Here is a 20,417-nt window from a genome sequence, read left to right as displayed (position 1 = left end):
GACAAATAAGATCGCTTTATTCTAGCTAAAGCAATCATTGCTCCTTCTTAATTAATAATATGGTCGATCTTCCACAATCGGACGCTTATCTGTAATAAGGTAAGTGTCCTTTTTAATGGTATATAAAAGATTGAGTTAATCATCTGATTTTGAAATAATTGGTATTAAGCAACGGGACATGTTGTGGTGTAAGAAAGGAAATTAGGTGGATCATCTTGAAATGGTATGTTATTCCAGAAAAGGGCAGGATTGTGGAAGAGTTTGTTTCTTTGCAACAATCGGGCCATTTAATGGAATTAGAATTTTTAATAATATACGAATGTAAGTGGACTTTTTTAATCTGAAAATCTATCAGACGATGATAAAGTAAATCTGATTTCGAAGAAGGAATACTATAGGAGCCGTGAGACAAAAAATAAAGGTGAATGTATTAGTCAAAAGTAAAAGGGTGATGGATATTAGTCATGTTTAATATCCATCACCCTTTATGCTTTCGAACAAGGACAGTTTTGCCTTGTTGAAAGAATTTATAAAAAGTAGTTTTGAGGATTTTTTAATGCACTTGCAATTTTCCTAATTCCTTCTTCAATTCGATGGGCGTCAACATTTGAAACATTCAACTTCAAAATCCGATCGTGGTAAAAGCCATCTAAATAATTTCTTTCAACTGAATCCAGATATATGCCTTCTTCATGCAAATGATAAACAAATGATTTCAAATTCACACGCTTGGGCAACCTAATATGACTATGCATTACAATTTCTGTTGATGATTCGTACGTAGATAAATGATCTTGTATTGATTGATGCAGAATTTTCGCACGTGCATAATAGATGTTACTGACTTTCGTTTTATTATGTTCAAACATACCATTTTTCAAATAGAGATATAATGCGGCTTGTGAAATCATAGAGCTGTCGATATCCGTTGTCATTTTGTATTTTTGAAAAATGTCAATAATTGAGGAAGGAAGAACCGCCAAACCAACTCTTAACCCGGGAAACATTATTTTTGAAAAACTTTTTAAATAGATGACTTTATCATGGTAATCATCAGCAAAAAGAGGATCGTTCTTCGGATTGTATTCAAAATCTGCTAAATAATCATCTTCTAAAATGTATACATTATATTGGTCTGCTAATTGTAAAATAGCTTCTTTTTCTTTTTTACCGTATGAAGATCCTAAAGGATTATGGAAGCGCGGCATTGTATAAAAGAATTTAATATCTTCTTCATGAAATATTTGTTCTAGTCGACCTAAATCAATACCTTTCGCGGTACGTTGAATTCCTATTGCTGGTATCTGTAAGGTTTTCAGCAGTTCCATATATAAATGATAGCTGGGTTGTTCAACTAGAATGGTGGAACGATTATTTGGAAAGGGCATCATACTTACTAAAGAAAGAGCCTGTTGAACACCTGCAGTGATGAAAATCTGTTCGTTATGCGTGAATACTTGGTAAGATTCTAACAGTTTTTTAGCTTCTGCTATGAGTGGTGGCCAACCTTTTGGCGTTCCGTAGCGAAATAATTCTTCTTGATAGGTATCAATTGCTTTATTTATGCAGTGTTGAAATTCTTTATAAGGAAATGCATGCCAAGTAGGAGATGCGCTTGTAAAGTCAATTATGTCAGTGGACAATGGGGTTTTGAAGACGTGATTATCCACAACATAATAACCACTTTTCTGTAGGGCATAAATAATATGTTGCTCCTCCAATTTTTTTAAAGCGGTCAATACAGTGCTTTTACTACAAGAATATTGTTGAGTTAAATTTCGAATGGATGGTAATTTTGCACCGGCCGAAAATTTTCCAGACTGAATTTGCATCATAAGGGATTGATAGATTGATTCATATTTAAGCATCATAAACCTCTTTGCACATCTGTATCGGTACAGATGTGTATTTTTTATATCGTAAAGGTTATTATTATCTCTTACGATAATGGTACCGGACAGATCAATATAAGGGGGTAATCGAAATAATTGAAAATAGAAATGCATATATCGCAGCAACCATCTATGCAATCATTATCGGATTGTCATTTATGTTTGTTAAAGTGACATTAACGGTTGCAACACCGTTAGATACATTGGCTCATCGGTTTACCATTGCATGGATCGCTGCCACAGTGTTGTTCGTGTTAAAAAAAGAATCGATCAAAGCAACAAAAAAAGATGTACTGCGGATTGCCTTGTTAGCCATCTTATATCCGACACTCTTTTTTGCTTTTCAGGTATTTGGGTTAGTGCATACATCTTCATCAGAAGCTGGTATTATTCAAGCAACAATACCAATTTTTACGTTAATTTTTGCAAGTATCATTTTAAAGGAAACATCTACAAGTAGTCAAAAAATAGCCATTGGTTTATCTGTACTCGGTGTGATCTATATTATGTACATGAACGGGGCAGGGAGCACAAATACAAGTCTCCTTGGGACTGGTTTAATTTTACTTTCAGCACTTACCGCCTCACTATACAACGTATTTGCCAGAAAGTTAACACAACGCTATTCGTTATTCACTATCACATATTTCATGACCTTGTTTGGGTTTATAGCTTTTAATGGACTGGCACTGACAAACCATGTAATGAATGGAACAGTCCATCAATATATGCAACCTTTTGGACACTGGGATTTTGTTCTTGCCATTTTATATTTAGGTATCCTATCGTCATTAGGAACGTCCTATCTTTCCAACTATGCTTTATCAAAAATAGACGCATCGAAAATGAGTGTTTTCAGTAATTTTGCTACGCTCATTACCATTCTAGCAGGGGTCATTTTTTTAAAAGAGGAATTTCATTTATACCATATAGTTGGATCAATTATCATTATCATCGGTGTTGTTGGTACAAACTATTTTGGTGCAAGGGGCAAATCAAATGAAAAAATATAGTCTCTTGCTAATCATAAGCTTCATTTGGGGATCTCAATTTTTCTTCGCGGAATTAGTAACGAATGATGTAAATTCCATTTCGTTGTCTGCTTTGAAAGCACTGATCGGTGCAATTTGTTTATCAGTGATTAATCTGTTCCAATCAAGAAAAACTACACAACCAATACTAAAAAATATTTTTGGATTGCACTTTTTGAAGTAGTCTTGCCGTTTATTCTTACTGCACAAGGCCAAAAGTATGTATCGAGCAGTATTGCATCTATGCTGATCGCAATGGTCCCGATCTTCAACAATCGGAGGTATAATGGAATAACTTATTAACTCAGTTCAACAATGAACTGAGTTTTATTATGCAAAAAAACACCACTAAAAGCGGTGCGAATTAGTTTACTAATCCTAATGCTATACCCGGTGTTTAAAACCGTGTGATTTCAAGTTTTCCCTCCCAAAACGTAACTCCTTAATCTTCAATTGGAGGTTTTTTCTCTTTCGAATAAGTGATTGTCTAATTAACCGCGCTTTCATCCATATACATAACTTCCCAGAGGTGACCGTCCAAGTCCTGAAAGCTCCAGCCATACATAAATCCATGATCAATTGGGTCTTTAGATTCCTTACCTCCAGCATGCAGCGCTTTATTAACAATCTCATCAACTTTTTCTCGGCTATCTGCAGATAGAGCCAGGATAACTTCAGTACTTTTTCCTGCATCCGAAATAACTTTCTTAGTAAAAGTTTTGAAATAATCTTCAACAAGCAGCATGACAAAAATATGCTCGCTGATCACCATGCAAGTGGCATTTTCATCTGTGAATTGGGGGTTGAACTCAAACCCGATTTTTGAAAAAAATTCGACGGATTGATTAAGATTTTTTACAGGTAAGTTAACAAAGATTTTATCTGCTGTCAGACTCATTTTTATCACCCTTTATTAGTATTCTCAATGTACGGGCATTGTCAAATTTAACTAAGAAGCTGCCTTTTCTTAATTCCAAAATCCCCCCTCTACAAAAGAATTTTACTGTCTTGCTTCATCTTTTTATTTCTCCAGCAATTCTTTAGTTTCCTGCCGAATTCACAGAATCTTATGAAAATATCTTGTCGTTTTTAGTCCTTTTCATTTAAAATTGGACATTGGGAGCAGATTTACAATGGATGCTGCTTGCTTATCAGGCGCATGCAACTCTAACTGAAGGAATTCGGGATTTTGAGAACTCATATCGTTTGAATACTCAAATTGGATTCCTCCCGGTTTTTGGGGACTCATAGAGTTCGATTGAGTCCTCAAACTGGATTCCTCCTGGGTTTTGAGAACTCATAGAACGCGATTGAGTCCTCTAACAGACCTAATTCGTAATTTTGAGAACTCATAGAGGGTGGTTGAGTACTCAACTTGAATTCCTCCCGGGTTTTGAGTACTCATAGAAAGCGATTGAGTACTCAAACTGGACGAATTCGGGATTTTGAGAACTCAAAGTGCGTGTTTGAGTACTCAAATTGAATTCCTCCCGGGTTTTGGATACTCAAAGAGCGCGATTGAGTCCTCTAACAGAACGAATTCGGGATTTTGAGAACTCAAAGTGCGTGTTTGAGTACTCAAATTGAATTCTTCCCGGGTTTTGGAGACTCATAAAGCGCGATTGAGTCCTCTAACAGAACGAATTCGTAATTTTGAGAACTCAAAGAGCGTGTACTCAAATTGGATTCCTCACGGGTTTTGGAGACTCATAAAGCGCGATTGAGTCCTCTAACAGAACGAATTCGTAATTTTGAGAACTCAAAGAGCGTGGTTGAGTACTCAAATTGGATTCCTCCCGGGTTTTGGATACTCAAAGAGCGCGATTGAGTCCTCTAACAGAACGAATTCGTAATTTTGAGAACTCAAACAGCGTGGTTGAGTACTCAAATTGGATTCCTCGCGGTTTTTGAGAACTCATAGAACGTGATTGAGTCCTCAAACTGGATTCCTCCCGGGTTTTGGGTACTCATAGAAAGCGATTGAGTCCTCTAACAGACCTAATTCGAATATTGAGAACTCATAGAGGGTGGTTGAGTACTCAAATTGAATTCCTCCCGGGTTTTGAGTACTCATAGAAAGCGATTGAGTCCTCAAACTGGACGAATTCGGGATTTTGAGAACTCAAAGAGCGTGGTTGAGTTCTCAAACTGGACTCCTCCCGGGTTTTGGATACTCAAAGAGCGTGGTTGAGTACTCAAATTGAATTCCTCCCTTGTTTTGAGTACTCATAGAGCGCGGTTGAGACCTCAAAATGAACGAATTCAGGCTTTTGAGACCTCTATCTGGACCACAAGCGGGATCGCGGTTTAGATCAATGCTTACTGTATGGCCGCAAAATGAATCATTTAGCGGGAGAGATCATTTGCCAAGGCATACTTCATTCTTTTTAGAAAATTTTTCATGTAAAATAAAAGGAGAGGGGAGGTAATAAAGGTGTCATACGAAGTGGAAATCTCAGAATTGAAAACGTCAGAAGTGCATATTGAGAAGCTTTCTGATCTTCTGATCAAGACAGTAGAGGGAGGTGCTTCAATAGGGTTTCTGCCCCCAATGAGCCATTCTCAGGCAACAGAATATTGGGAAAACGTATTAGAACCCAATGTGATTCTCCTAATTGCGAAAGTGAATCATGAAATTGTTGGGAGCGTTCAGCTCCAATTATGCGGGAAACAAAACGGACGCCATAGAGCAGAAATCGCAAAACTGATCACACATCCGGACTATCGCAGAAAAGGCATCGCCCGGTTATTAATGCAAAAAGCCGAAGAGCGGGCTAAACAAGAAAAGAGATCCCTGTTAGTTCTCGATACAAGAGAAGGCGATGTCTCGAATCAACTTTACATCTCACTTGGTTTTACAGAATGCGGCCGCATCCCGTTATTTGCTGAATCAGCGGATGGAAAGCTTGATGCAACTATTGTTTATTATAAAACTTGCTGAGGAATGAAAATAGGATCTACCTTGTTTTGATAGAATTCAACAAATAATAATCTTTCCCAAAGATGTGCTGCTAATGATTTGGGGCTTTCTTTTTTAATTCCATCTTTCCTCTTTGTCGGTGCAGCTGTGTACTAGCAGCCGCCTGATGATGTGAAAAAAAAGGAATCATATTAAAGAAGTAACGAATCAGTGCGGATAACCAAAAGGGAATTCATAATACATGATAAGTTCAATAATAAGGAAAGATTCGTGTGATTATCAAAAAATCAATTTATCTATTATTACATATATACTGTCTTTGTTTTTGCTGCTGACAGCATTAAATGCAGTGGACTTTAACATTGAAATTCACCATTATCTGGATTTCAGCTTTATCCACTTTTTTTTACTTGGGGGAGTGTTGCTCAACGCTTTGCCAGTATCTTTCATTATAGAATGGATTGCTAAAAAAGTGCCTCAGAACACCAGAAATATATATAAGCTGTTTATGTATTTATCGTTTGGCATCTTATTCAGCTTCGTGTTCATGATTCCCATGGACGGAATAAGTTTCTTTTCGATTGTTGTATTATTCCAATTTTTCATTGTGGAAACATTAAGTGAAAAACTTCCTTTTATAAAACTTCACCCGTTTATTAAAGGTGCTTCTTCAGCGGTTATTCTATTTACGGGTATTTATTACAACGTTAAATTGGCAGAATTATTTATTTTGCGGATTAACCAATAGCTTCAAATTGTGAAGATCATGCTTGTTTTTCTCCTATCTGGAATGAACGTATGGCTTATTGCACAAAATACTCCTGTTATGAGGAGGTGCAAACATGCCAAACTTAAATGATAACAAGTTCAGAAAAATCCAATCCGAAAGTCAAAAGCAGGGCAAAACACAAGAAGAATATGCTGCTGAGTTAGACAGCAACCGTGCTAAAAGCGGGCAGAAGAAGAAGGACTAAAAATTAAAGAAGCAAAGTAATCTAGAGGCTGCGCTGGCAGTCTCTTTTTTGGGGTTTTATAGAAACATGACACTACTGAAGAAAGACCTATTGCTTGCTTCATTTAGTTGTCTAATATTTTAACCATCATGAAATCTATTTAAAGTAACATATGATTTCCTGATTAGGGATCGAGGAATAATCAGTATGGAAAAATTAAATGATATCCAACATTTCAAAAGGTTCTCCAATCTCAAAGTCAAGTCTAAAACCATTGATGAGGGGAATGGATATCCTCTGTTTTAATCTGGACACCGCAGAACAAAGTCCCAGGACTCTTTAAATCGTTAGGTTGAAGCTGGATAAATTAGGGTCTTTAGAACTCTTGTTAGCAAGAAGTGAAAAGGTTAAAATTACCATTAGAAATATTTAGTAAATATAAAAATGAGAAAGGTCGGATTTAATGGAGCTTTCTGAAAGTATTGAAGAATTTGTAATGAATTATGATGATAGATTACGGTTCTCTGGCGCAATCTTAATTCAAAATGAAAAAAAGATATTTGAGGGTGGATTTGGCTACGCCAATCGAAGTGAACATATCCCTATTACTTCAAGGACCAGATTTGGAATGGCATCTGGTTGTAAAATTTTCACCTCAGTTGCGATATGTCAACTAGTTGAGAAAGGGATTTTAACTTTCGATACATGCCTCAAAGATTGTCTGGATATCTCTTTTCCACATTTCCATCCAAATGTTACAATTCACCACCTCTTAACACATACCTCAGGAGTACCAGATTATTTCGATGAAGAAGTGATGAGTGATTTTGAAGAGTTATGGAAAGCTGTCCCTATGTATTCTATTAAATCACCAAAAGATTTCTTACCTATGTTCCAGGATCATCCTATGAAATTTAATAGCGGAAGTAAGTTTTCATATAGCAATGCAGGATATATTTTACTTGGGTTGATTGTTGAACGAATGACAGGGATGACGTTTCCAGAGTATGTTGCGGAAAATATATTTCGAGTTTGTGATATGTCCGATTCTGGGTATTTCCGGATGGATAAACTCCCAGAACGGACGGCACTAGGGTATATTGACAGCGAAGAAGGCAACGATTGGAGAACAAATATTTATTCCGTTCCTTTAGTAGGAGGTCCAGATGGAGGAGCATTTACAACCGTGTTAGACTTAGCAAAGTTTTGGAATGGATTATTAAATGCGAAACTATTAGGAAAAGAGTATACGGACAAGCTATTAACTCCCTATGTGAAGAGCAGCAATGATATCTATTATGGATATGGAGTTTGGATTTCAATGAAAAATGATGAGGTTCTCAAATATATTATATTTGGATTTGATCCAGGTGTTAGAATTCATTCCTCTGTAAATGCAAAATCAAAGATACATTCTCATATTATGTCGAATATTGATCAAAGTGTAATCCCTATTGTAACTGGGATTGATAAACTGATATATGGATAATAATTTAGGATTTAGTCTTGGGAAAATATGACTATTTGTGACTTTTAAGTATATAACAATGATGGGGGTATGGTTAGAAAGTGGATCTGTAATAGACAGTTTCGGGTTTTGGTGAAATTCGGAAGTTTATTGGTATTTATAAAGAGATTATAAATAAATGATTCAGGTCGTAAATCAAGTTCATGATTTCTATTAAAAGGAGTTAATAACATGAATAGTGAAATTAACCGATTAGAAGCGACGAACCCCCCACAAGAGTTAGAAAAGCATCGATTTTCGAAAGAAATCTTGTTGAAAATCCGCGACTTACAACAACGTAATAATTGGTATAATTTTTTTGCTATAGGACTGGATTGGTTAATCATCTCCTTGGCAATTGTTCTCAATTATTTTATACCAACTGTTTGGATGTATTTAATTAGTATCGTTATCATCGGCAGCCGTATGCGCGGATTGGATATCATGATGCATGAGTCAAGTCATCGTATGCTGTTTAAAAACCGTAAATTAAATAAGTGGGTTGCTTGTTTCTTTGCAGCCTATCCGATAATGATTTCTCATAAAGCATACTGTAAGAGTCATATGAGTCACCACAAATACTTGTGGAGCGACGTAGACCCCGATAAACAACGGTATCAAATTGTTGGATTGGATAAACCTCCTGAAAATAGGATGAAGTTTTTTATTCATCATTGCTTAAAGCCATTGTTCTTGGTGCATGTGCCCAACTATCTAATCGGAATGATCAAAGTAACAGCATATGCAAAAGATGAACCTCGTTTGGATCAGGTAATCCGAACTTTATATTGGGCAGTTATCATTATTAATTCAATTATTTTTGGTTTTTGGCAAGAGTTAATCCTTTTCTGGTTTGTACCATTTATAACAACATTCCAAGTGTTAAAGTATTGGGCTGAAATGGCCGAACATGCTGGGTTAGAGTCTGAACAGGAGATATTTGCATCAAGAAATTCTTTTGGGAATTGGTTTGAGCGCACTCTAATCCACCCTCACCGAAATTCATACCATTTAGTTCATCACCTTTTCCCTGCTGTACCGCACTACAACATAAAGAAAGCTCATCTTATATTGTTGGAAGATTCAGAATACCGAAAAGCGCACCATTGTACGGGCTTCTTTTTGTCTTCTGCACCAGGGTTCTCATCGGTTATTGATGATATTCAAGGCCGTATACCATTCTGGAATAAATTAAAGAACAAATAGTTTCATACACGTTTTATATAGGCTTTATAGAAATTAACTGGTTTGCCAAAGATGTTTTTCCTGATTGCACCCTATACATATAAGTTGGGGGTTAGTTTAGCAAAACCTTGGGAGGTGTCGGGTAACTTATTAATCTCTATAGAGTCTTTTAGTTTATTCAAATCAATTTATCCGGGAAGGGGATAATGAATGAGTAAATTGGTTCTTTTTTGTTTTCCCTACGCTGGAGGATCAGGGTCAATATTCAATAATTGGCGCAATTATTTACACCATAGCATTGAGCTGCAGCCTATTCACTATGCAGGGAGAGGAAAGAGATTTCAAGAATGCTGCTATCAAGATATGAATGAGATCACAAATGATATATTCGAAAATATAACTGATTATATAAACAAAAGTAATTATTCGTTTTTTGGACATAGCATGGGAGGACTTATCGCCTATGAACTTTGTAAAAAAATGGTGAGCGAAGGCTTACATTCCCCTGCTCATATTTTTCTGTCAGGCATAAAACCTCCTAACCATGTTAGAGAAAAGAAAGTTCATAATTTACCTGAAAAAGAATTCAAAGAAAAAATAGGTAAACTAAATGGTACTCCAAAAGAGATTCTTAATAATCAGGAGTTAATGGATATATATTTACCGATTTTAAGGTCTGACTTTAAATTGATAGAAGAATATGAATTTAGCAGAGAAGGGTACAAATTAAACACTAGTATTACTGCTATGTACGGTAAGCAGGATGATATAACTGAGGAAGATATGAAAAAATGGACTGACTTTACTTCAAAAGACAGCCAAGTCCGCGGCTATCCAGGAGGGCACTTTTTTATTAATGAAAATTATATTGATATCATAGATCTGATTAATTTGACATTAGTTGGGAGAGGCGGTTTTTATGATCAATCATACATATAATAATGATTTGTTAACTGAAGAAGAAAAATTTTGGTTGAGTCAGCTATCCGAGAATTTAAGCATGAGCAGCTTTACTCATAAAAATAATAATGTTGATTTTGAAGATCGTAAACGCAAGTTATTTACATATAGAATACCAGGTCAAATATCCCGTGAAATCCTTAAGATGAGTGATCAATCCGAATATGGGTTATTCATCATTCTGATGAGCGGGGTAAAATACTTACTTTCAATATATACGGATAATGGAGATGTCTCAATCGGAACCCCAGTTATTCAATCAAAATCTGGGGCAGCTTATCAAGATCATCAATTGATCATACGAAGTGATATCCATAGCGGAATGTCATTTAAAGAGCTTCTATTTAAAGTGCAGCAAAATATTTCTGATGCCAATAAAAACCAGAAAGTATCACATGATAAATTAGCAAAATTATTAGGTTTTGATTCTAAAACCTCCAATAGACTGAACCCCCTTACAGTTGTCCAGCTTGAAAATATTCAACGCAGCAGTTCAAATTATGATTCATATGCCGACACGGTCTTCAATTTCACTTGGCATGGAAGCACTATTGAATGCTCTATTACTTGTAACGGAATCGCAGGAGAAATGATCGGAAAAATTACAGATCAACTGACTCATTTCTTTAGAGCAGTGGTGGAAAACCCTAATATTCGACTTTCTGAAATCGATATTTTATCCAATGATAGGAATCAAATTCTTTATGAGTTTAACAACACTGCTGCAGATTTTCCTAGAGACAAGTCAGTTGTTGAATTGTTTGAATTACAAGTGTCAAAAACTCCTCATGAGACAGCAGTCGTTTATCAAGGCCAAAAGTTAACTTATCAGGAATTAAATAAAAAAGCGAACCATATAGCAAATGAATTGGTTAAGCTGGGGATCAAAGAAAATTGTGTAGTAGGAAGTATGGTGGATAGATCTCTCGAACTTCCAATCGGAGTATTAGGAATTTTAAAAGCAGGAGCAGCTTATTTACCCATTGATCCAAACTATCCAAATGAACGTATAAAAAAGGTTATAGGTAACTCCAACGTAGATATAATTTTGAAATGCAGTGATCATAAACATGTGTATATTAATCAGAATACTCTATTTATTGATATCGATACAACTTTAGAAAAGGGTACACCAGTATCAATGGAAAAAAATCTAGAGCTCGAAATCTCATCTGAAAGTTTAATGTATGTTCTTTACACCTCGGGAAGTACTGGTGATCCTAAAGGGGTTATGGTTAAAAGAAATTCATTTGTAAACCTGCTCTACTGGTACACGAATGAATTTGATATAAATGAAGCCAGCAATTTATTATTAATTGCCCCAATAAGTTTCGACACTGCGCATAAGAATTTATTTGCTCCATTAATAAGAGGAGGACGATTACACCTCTTTGAGCCGGGTATGTACGATTATAATAAAATGTCAGATTATATTGAATTTCATAAAATTACAACTATAAATTGTACACCAAGCGGTTTTTATCCATTGGTTGATTATAATGAAGAATCGGATTACAGCAGGTTAACATCACTGAAACATGTCTTCTTAGGCGGTGAATCAATTAATTGTAAAAAGTTGAAACCTTTGGCGGAGTCAGCCAGCTTCAGTAGTGAAATAGTAAATACTTATGGTCCTACTGAGTGCACGGATATTGCCTCCTTCTACCGAATCAGCAATCAAGAATTAATTCAGCAGAAGTCAATTCCTATCGGAAAGCCGCTCAATAATGTAGAACTATACATTGTTAATCAAGAAATGAACCTCTTGCCAATTGGTATAACAGGAGAATTATGTATTGCTGGAGTCGGATTGTCACAGGGATATTACAATGCACCCGTTTTAACTAAAGAAAAGTTTGTGGAGTTTCCGCATATTCCCGGGAAAAAAGTTTATAAAACTGGGGATATGGCGAGGTGGATGCCTGATGGGAATATTGAATTTATTGGAAGAATAGACAATCTTACAAAGATAAGAGGCTTTCGGGTAGAAGTAGGTGAAATTGAGAATTGTCTTTTGAAACACCAGGATGTGGAGGAAGCAGTTGTTGTTGCGATGGAAGGTACTTTTGGCACAAAAGAGTTAAGCGCTTATTTTGTTGCCAATGGGGATATAACGAATTCGGAATTAAGAAATTATCTAATTAAAAGGGTGCCGGATTTCATGGTACCAGCTTATTTCACTCAACTGAATAAAATGCCTCTTAATCAAAATGGAAAAATTGATCGAAAAGCACTGCCCGTGCCTGATTTGGATAATGCGTCAAGCTCAAGTTATGTCGCACCTGAAAGTGAACTGGAAAGAATGATCGCTGGTATCTGGGAAGAAGTTCTTAATATTGAAAGAATAGGAGTTTATGATAACTTCTTTGAATTAGGCGGCCATTCGTTAAAGGCTGCTTCAATTGTTCTGAAGATAAACCAAGTATTTGAAACAAATCTGCAAATAAGCGAATTGTTTAAGCAACCAACCATAAAAGAAGTTGTTAATCTAATTACTAAGATGCAACAACATAAGAGATCAACCGTTTTAGCTGTCAAAGAAAGAGAATACTATCCCGTCTCATCACAGCAGAAAAGATTATTTATCATGTGGCAGCTTAATCGAGACTCTGTGGCCTATAATTTGCCCTCTGCAATCATTATAGAAGGTAATCTTAATCCAGATAAGCTGGTGGCAGTTTTCCAGAAGCTCGTTGATCGTCATGAATCTTTGCGCACATCATTTTCTTTTGTCGGTGGTCAACTTGTACAGTCAGTTCATCCTAGATTAGATGTTATTGTCGATTTTGCGGAAGCCCCGAAAGATAGACTAATGGAATTTGTAAAGAGTTTAGTCAAGCCTTTTAACCTGGAAAAACCTCCTCTTTTTAGAGTAACGGTTATTAAGATCGGAGAAAATAAGCATTTGCTGTTGACTGATGCTCATCATATTGTTTTTGATGGTATATCCATGGATATTATTATGGTGGAATTTTCTGATTACTATTCAGATAAAAACCTGCCTCAGGCTAAGATACAGTATAGAGACTACTCAGTATGGCAGGAGGTATTTTTTCAGACTGATGATTTTAAGCGCAAAGAGGAGTATTGGTTAGACCTGTTTAAAGAAGGTATTCCTGCACTAGAGTTAAATACTGATTACCCGCGTCGTCCCTTGCAAAATTATGAAGGGGATCATGTATTAGTTACTGCAAGCCACGATTTGACATCACGTTTAAGAAGAATAGCAGCGGAGAATGGGGCAACCCTTTATATGGTGTTACTTTCTGCTTTGAATGTGTTGTTTTTCAAATATACCGGTCAAGAAGATATTACAATTGGTTCACCGACTGCAGGTAGATCCCGTCCTGGTTTGGAAGGTGTTATCGGCATGTTTGTTAATACTGTGGTAATGAGAAACTTTCCATGTCGTGAAAAAACTTTTCGGAAGTTTTTGAGTGAAGTGAAGAATACTACGCTGAATGCTCTGGATCATGAAGAATATCCGTTTGAAGTGTTGATAGATCAATTAGGCGTTCATAGAAATCTTGGTAGAAATCCGATGTTTGACATTATGTTTTCTCTAGACAGTAATGAGAATTTCTTTAAGGATACTAAAGAATTGTCCTTCCATAAATTCCCGATAGAAAGCAACTTGACTCAATTTGATATGTTCATTCATGCAATGGAAACGAACAATAGCATTGATTTGAAATTTAAGTTTCGGACGAATGTATTTATGAAAGAAACAGTACTAAGAATGGCCGACCATTTTATGCGTTTGCTTGATGAAATTACCCAAAGTGTGAATATGCTGCTGCAAGATATTCAGATAATGTCCGAGCTAGAAAAGCAAACCATTCTCTCAGGATTCAATAATACGGATGCAGAATTCTCATATCATCAAATGACGGTGCATGAGATATTTGAGAATCAAGTGAAAGAGACAATATCGAAAACTGCTGTCGTTTGTAATGGGATTACACTATCTTATTCTGAGCTTGATTCGAAAGCCAATCAACTGGCCCGCATTTTAAGAACAAGAGGAGTGCAAAGAAATAACATCATCGGAATTATTGCTGAGCCCTCCTTGGAAATGGTCATAGGAGTTCTTGGGGTGCTAAAGGCAGGAGGCGCATTTTTGCCAATCGATCCCGGCTTTCCGATAAGCAGGATAGAATATCTATTGAAAGACAGTAATTGTCAGTTAATCCTGACGCAGCATCATTTGAAGGGAAAGTTAACTTTTGAACAGGAAGTTGTTGGACTGGATGATGAAACGATCTGTAATGAAGATGATTCTACTCTTGAAAATATAAATCAATCCGACGACTTGGCATATGTGATTTATACGTCCGGAACAACTGGGAATCCAAAAGGTGTTATGATCGAGCACAGAAATCTTGTCAATCAGCTGGGTGGATTGATCGAAAACATGCAGTTTGACCAAGAGTTTCATCATTTGCTGCTTGCGAAAGTTTCTTTCGATGTTTCCGTACAACAGATTTTTCTCCCGATCCTGTCAGGAGGAAAATTGTATATTCCTGAGGAAGAGCTGGCTGCTGAACCGAGGAAACTTTGGAGTTTTATTGAGCAAAACAAAATCAATATGCTGGGTGCTGTACCCGCCCATTTGAAGGTTTTGATAAATAGTGCCTCTACAAATCAGCGTCTTCGCTACGTCTTTGTAGCAGGCGAGGTCTTCACAAAGAATCTTTACGATGAATTACGAAGAACTGTTAATGCCGATCAAATAATAAATCTTTATGGTCCAACCGAGACAACGATTTTTTCAACACTTTATGTTTGCAACGAAAAAGAAGAAGGTTCGAGCTTGCCTATAGGTAAACCTTTAAACAACTATCGAGCGTATATTTTAGACCAAGATCATAGTCCCGTACCCTTAGGTGCAACTGGGGAGTTATGTATTGCTGGTGCGGGCGTAGGGAGAGGCTATATCAATAACCCAGATTTGACAAATGAACGTTTCGTCTCCGATCCATTTGTTCCGGGTAAAAGGATGTATAAAACTGGGGATCTGGCTAGGTGGCTTCAAAATGGGAACATTGAATATATCGGAAGAATTGATCACCAGGTAAAGATTAAAGGAGTCCGAGTAGAGCCGGATGAAATAAAAGAGCATCTTTTAAACCATAGCTCCGTTAAGGACGCAGTTGTCATTGCAAAACAGAATCAGAGTGATGAAAGTTACTTGTGTGCGTATTTGATTACAATTCAAGATGTAAATACCGCAGATTTAAGAGAATACTTGAAAAATAAGCTGCCAGATTACATGATCCCATCACATTTTGTAAAGTTGGAAAGTATGCCCCTGACGAACAGTGACAAAATTGACGTAAGAGCGCTGCAAAAAAGAAAAGACGAGGACTATATGTTGTCAGGACCCTCTTATAAGGCACCTGGAACACAAATAGAAATAACTATAGCGGATATATGGAAACAGGTACTTGGTGTGAACAAAGTAGGTATCCATGATCATTTTTTCGAGCTTGGTGGAAATTCCCTTAATATTGTTCAAGTAAATGAGCGGCTGAAAGAAGAATTAAACATCGACTTACCTGTAGTGGCGTTATTCAGACACACCACCATTTATTCTTTGGCCCAACAATTAAAATTGATTAATGCGGAACCAGAGAAAACGAATCCAGATCGAGTACAAGTGATGGAGGAATCGAGAAACAGGCTAAAGGACAGAAGGCGAAGAAAGAGGGATTGGAATGAATCATAGTCCGCAGCTATCGGTTAGAAACGGTATGGAAATTGCTATTGTCGGGATGTCATGCAGATTTCCTGGGGGAAATAATGTAAATGCGTTCTGGGAGAATTTGAAGAATGGCAAAGAATCGGTATCCATTTTCTCAGATGAGGAGCTGCGGGAAGCAGGAATTGACCAAGAAACAATCCAGAGTCCCAATTACGTTAAGGCTGGAGGATCCATCACCGGCACAGAATGGTTTGATACTCATTTGTTTAAGTACTCTCCCCGGGAAGCAGAAGTAATGGATCCACAGTTAAAAGTTTTACACGAATGTGCTTGGGAAGCGTTGGAGAACAGCGGCTACTGTTCCGATACCTTTAACGGACTGGTTGGTACTTATATTGGAAGCTCAACAAACTTGTATTGGATTGACACGGTTTACCATCAAGCACGTGATTTTATAAAAGAAGCAGAATTGTTGAATGGTTCACAATTTTTCAGTACAAGATTGTCTCATCAATTGAACTTGAAAGGCCCAAGCTACACCGTTCAAACTGCGTGTTCATCATCCTTGGTTGCTGTTCACTTGGCAAGCCAGGCTCTTTTAAGCGGTGATTGTGACATGGCTTTGGCTGGTGGCGTCTCACTCACATTACCTGAGAAAAGAGGCCATTTCTATCAAGATGGTATGATTCTTTCACCAGATGGGCATTGCAGACCTTTTGATGCAAATGCCAGGGGAACGGTTAACGGTAATGGCGCTGGAATCGTTGTATTGAAACGTCTAGAAGATGCTGTTGCTGACGGAGATTTTATCCATGCTATCGTGAAAGGATCTGCAATAAATAATGACGGTTCAAATAAGGTCAGCTTTACCGCACCCAGTGTTGAAGGACAAGCTGACGTTATCAAGGCAGCCCATCTCATGGCAGAAGTGGAACCCGAAAGCATATCTTACGTAGAGGCCCATGGTACTGGAACCATGTTAGGAGATCCAATTGAGATTGAAGCTTTAAAACTGGCGTTTAACACAAGAAAAAAAGGGTTTTGCGGCATCGGATCTGTCAAAGCGAATATTGGTCATCTCGATAACGCCGCAGGTGTGGCAGGTTTGATTAAAACGGTCGTTTCTTTAAAACACCGAATGATTCCACCACATATAAACTACGAGAAACCAAATGTGAATATTGACTTTGAGAATAGCCCATTTTACGTGAACAATAAATTGACGGAATGGAAGAACTCCGGGTTTCCTTTAAGAGCTGGAATAAGTTCGTTTGGTATGGGGGGCACAAATGCCCATGTAGTCCTTGAGGAAGCACCGGATATAGAGGCTTCGGATAGAGGAAGAAGATATCAATTACTTTCCTTTTCTGCACAAACGGAAAAGTCACTTGAGGAACAGACAAAAAAGTTGGCAGATTACTTGAATCAAGACCCTAATGTGAATTTGGCCGATGTGGCCTATACTCTTTTAAACGGCAGAAAAAGTTTAAAACATCGAAGAATGCTGGTAGTTTCTGATATAGAGGAAGCTAAGCGTGAACTTTTCGCTATGAACCCTGTTAAAGTTCAGACCAAAAGTTATGATGGCGCCAGTAAGCAAATAATATTCATGTTTCCTGGACAAGGGGCACAGTATGTAAATATGGGGTTGGATTTGTATAGAGAAGAAAAGATATTTCGGGAAGAACTTAATCGCTGCTGTCAAATTTTAGAGGGAATTAGCGGCGTCAATTGGATGGAATTATTATATCCCTCTGATCCAGAAGCTAAAGCAAGTGACGCGATCAATCAGACATCCAATACTCAACCTGCAATATTTATTTTTGAATACTCATTGGCAAAAATGTTAATAGGATGGGGGATTCGTCCTGATGGCATGATCGGGCACAGTATAGGAGAATATGTAGCTGCCTGCTTGTCCGGGGTATTATCCCTAAAGCACGCACTTAAGCTGGTTTATGACCGTGGGATCTTAATGCAGCAATTACCTAAGGGAAGTATGGTAAGCGTAAAGGCTTCGCAAAATGACATTTTACCATTAATGAGTCGTGATTTATCCTTTGCTGCGGTGAATGGTCCATTATCATGTGTTGTTTCGGGTTCTGATGAAGAAATGAACATTTTGGAGACCAAATTGAATCGTGAAGGTTTTAAATATATTAAACTGTTAACTTCTCATGCTTTTCACTCATCCATGATGGATCCGATCTTAGCTGCTTATAAAGAGAAGATTAAAGAAATTGATCTTCATCATCCAAATATCCCATTTATTTCTAACGTCACAGGAGAGTGGATTACCGCAAGCCAAGCAACCAGCTCCGATTATTGGGTAAATCATCTGCGGCAAACAGTTAGGTTTTCTGACGGTATCAAGCATCTAGTAACAGGTTCGGAAAACATTTTTGTCGAGGTCGGACCTGGAAGAGCTTTAAGTGCATTGGTTAGACAACAAGAGCAGGGAGAATCAGAACTTGCGATTGTAAACACTGTACGGCATTCCAAAGAAAGAGTCTCCGATGATAAGTTTTTGCTTCAAAATATTGGTAAGCTGTACATTTATGGTGTAAAGATAGATTGGCCGAAATACTTTTCACAAGAAAGAAGACAGCGGGTTCCTTTACCCACATATCCCTTTGATCGGCAGTTCTTTAGTATTTCTAAGGATTTAAAAAGCCGAGAAAGTGCGTCCTTATCTCAAAGTGAACTTGTAGGAGATTCGAAGCAGCCTATTGCCCCTAAAGATGATAAAGAGCAAAAAATTATAGAATCATATAAGGAAGTTACTGGTTTGAAATATATAAGTCCTCATGCTGATTTTTTTGAAATAGGAGGCAGCTCACTTACCGCAGTCAATGTTGTCGCCAGATTACAGAAGGATTTTGATATTTCTATTAATCATTTATTTGAATATCCCAGAGCGTCTGAACTAGCACAGCATATCACGTTTAAGGGAGAGAAGAATAAGGTCGATAAACATGTGTTGACAAGTTACCTTGTTGCAAGGAGGGAAAGGCACCGCTTAGTAGAGGATAAAATTAGGGACATTGAAGAAACACGCCGTTTATATGATGATAAAAACAGAAGATATGAGGAAGTAAATCTTTTTTATCAACTTAATTATAAAGAGATTCTATTAACAGGAACTACAGGATATTTGGGAATTTACTTGCTGCGTGATTTATTAACAAAATCAGATAGCAATGTTCACCTCATTGTAAGAAGCAAGAATCAAATAGAAGCAGAAAATCGCACGAAAGAAAAAATTTGTTCTTATTTTGATCCACCTTTTTATGACAAGTTTAAACAAAGAATTTTTGTTTACAGTGGTGACCTGGCAAGAAATGATTTTGGATTGGATATGAGTAATTATCAATATCTTAGTGAAACGATTCAATGTGTTATCCATTCAGCTGGTAATGTTAGTCATTTTGGAAACTACGATAAATCCTTCGAAGCGAACGTATTGGCTACGAAAAATTTAATCGATTTTTCACTCACGGGAGTAAAGAAAGATGTTAACCATATTTCTACATTGGCTGTAGCTTCCGGTACAGTGAAAAATAAAAAAGATATATTGTATACGGAATACGATAATGATTTGGGACAAGTTATTGAAAATCCTTACCCGAAAACAAAGCTAGAAGCTGAAAAGATTGTTATTGAGGCAAGGGAAAGAGGAGTAAACGTAAACATTTTTCGAGTAGGAAATATCGTTTTTGATTCTAAATCTGGCAGGTTTCAAGAGAACATAGAGCAGAACGCTTTGTATTCTATGATGAAATCATATATAGAAATTGGTCTGGTTCCAGAAATGGATAGAGATACAGATTTTTCATGTGTTGATGATGTTAGTCGAGCAATAATCAGTCTATTTGATAAAGAAGAATTAATGAATGAAACCCACCATATCTTTAATCCGAATTATATGAGTTTATCCGATCTTCTAACTACTCCTGACTTGAATATTGATGTGAAAGAAACGTCAATTGACAAATTTTTAGATTTTATCTTTGATGAAAAGCAAGTCGATCGACATGCATCAGCTATTTATAACTTACAGCTGCATAGCATAGGAGAAGAACTGGAAGTCTTTGATAATGCTGGGCAGACAGTTTTTCATATCACAGCTGATAAAACAAATATGCTGCTAAGCAGAACTGGTTTTATATGGAATGATATAAATGATCAATTGGTAAGGAAAATGATAGAGTACGGTCAGCAGGTGAACTTCTTCTCTAAATCAAAAAAGATAAAGTGGTGATTAT

General features: G+C 37.0%; 12 protein-coding genes. 10 read left to right on the top strand and 2 right to left on the bottom strand.

Going from position 1 to position 20,417, the window contains the following annotated elements; all coding sequences use genetic code 11:
* Positions 1-527 precede the first annotated feature (527 nt).
* On the bottom strand, positions 528-1,868 hold the full coding sequence (locus tag K8L98_RS14755) for an aminotransferase-like domain-containing protein (RefSeq protein ID WP_223435764.1): 1,341 nt from the start codon (positions 1,866-1,868) through the stop codon (positions 528-530).
* Positions 1,869-1,984: 116 nt separating this feature from the next.
* On the opposite strand from K8L98_RS14755, the gene K8L98_RS14750 reads away from it, so the two are divergent.
* Positions 1,985-2,905, top strand: coding sequence for a DMT family transporter (locus K8L98_RS14750; protein WP_223443462.1), 921 nt, complete (start codon positions 1,985-1,987; stop codon positions 2,903-2,905).
* The gene (locus tag K8L98_RS27005) at positions 2,892-3,107 is read left to right on the top strand and encodes an EamA family transporter (RefSeq protein WP_223435763.1); all 216 of its coding nucleotides are present in this window, start codon (positions 2,892-2,894) and stop codon (positions 3,105-3,107) included. The genes K8L98_RS14750 and K8L98_RS27005 overlap by 14 nt, the downstream gene beginning before the upstream one ends.
* A 303-nt stretch (positions 3,108-3,410) precedes the next feature.
* On the opposite strand, the gene K8L98_RS14745 is transcribed toward K8L98_RS27005, so the two are convergent.
* On the bottom strand, positions 3,411-3,821 hold the full coding sequence (locus K8L98_RS14745; protein WP_223435761.1) for a VOC family protein: 411 nt from the start codon (positions 3,819-3,821) through the stop codon (positions 3,411-3,413).
* Between the two features lie 1,536 nt (positions 3,822-5,357).
* On the opposite strand from K8L98_RS14745, the gene K8L98_RS14740 reads away from it, so the two are divergent.
* The 8 genes from K8L98_RS14740 to K8L98_RS14710 all read left to right on the top strand — a co-directional run bounded on the left by K8L98_RS14740 (position 5,358) and on the right by K8L98_RS14710 (position 20,413).
* On the top strand, positions 5,358-5,864 hold the full coding sequence (locus K8L98_RS14740) for a GNAT family N-acetyltransferase (protein WP_223435759.1): 507 nt from the start codon (positions 5,358-5,360) through the stop codon (positions 5,862-5,864).
* A 220-nt stretch (positions 5,865-6,084) separates the two neighbouring features.
* Positions 6,085-6,591 (top strand): hypothetical protein, encoded by a 507-nt coding sequence (locus K8L98_RS14735; RefSeq protein WP_223435757.1) that lies wholly within the window; start codon positions 6,085-6,087, stop codon positions 6,589-6,591.
* A gap of 94 nt (positions 6,592-6,685) precedes the next feature.
* Positions 6,686-6,817 carry a hypothetical protein gene (locus tag K8L98_RS26575; protein WP_275976709.1) on the top strand — a complete coding sequence of 44 codons (132 nt, stop codon included), beginning with the start codon at positions 6,686-6,688 and terminating at the stop codon, positions 6,815-6,817.
* A gap of 442 nt (positions 6,818-7,259) precedes the next feature.
* Entirely contained in the window at positions 7,260-8,285 is a 1,026-nt protein-coding gene (locus K8L98_RS14730; RefSeq protein ID WP_223435755.1) for a serine hydrolase domain-containing protein, read from the top strand.
* 210 nt (positions 8,286-8,495) lie between these two features.
* Positions 8,496-9,509: a fatty acid desaturase family protein gene (locus K8L98_RS14725; protein WP_223435754.1), complete on the top strand. Its 1,014-nt coding sequence runs from the start codon at positions 8,496-8,498 to the stop codon at positions 9,507-9,509.
* A 189-nt stretch (positions 9,510-9,698) separates the two neighbouring features.
* Positions 9,699-10,427, top strand: a complete 729-nt coding sequence (locus tag K8L98_RS14720; protein WP_223435753.1) for a thioesterase II family protein — start codon at positions 9,699-9,701, stop codon at positions 10,425-10,427.
* Positions 10,408-16,176: a non-ribosomal peptide synthetase gene (locus K8L98_RS14715; RefSeq protein ID WP_223435752.1), complete on the top strand. Its 5,769-nt coding sequence runs from the start codon at positions 10,408-10,410 to the stop codon at positions 16,174-16,176. Before K8L98_RS14720 ends, K8L98_RS14715 begins: the two co-directional genes overlap by 20 nt.
* The gene (locus tag K8L98_RS14710; RefSeq protein WP_223435751.1) at positions 16,166-20,413 is read left to right on the top strand and encodes a type I polyketide synthase; all 4,248 of its coding nucleotides are present in this window, start codon (positions 16,166-16,168) and stop codon (positions 20,411-20,413) included. The genes K8L98_RS14715 and K8L98_RS14710 overlap by 11 nt, the downstream gene beginning before the upstream one ends.
* Positions 20,414-20,417: the final 4 nt, after the last annotated feature.

This window comes from Metabacillus dongyingensis (assembly GCF_019933155.2).
GTDB classification, from domain to species: Bacteria; Bacillota; Bacilli; order Bacillales; family Bacillaceae; genus Bacillus_P; species Bacillus_P dongyingensis.
This window is presented reverse-complemented; position numbering and strand designations above follow the sequence as displayed.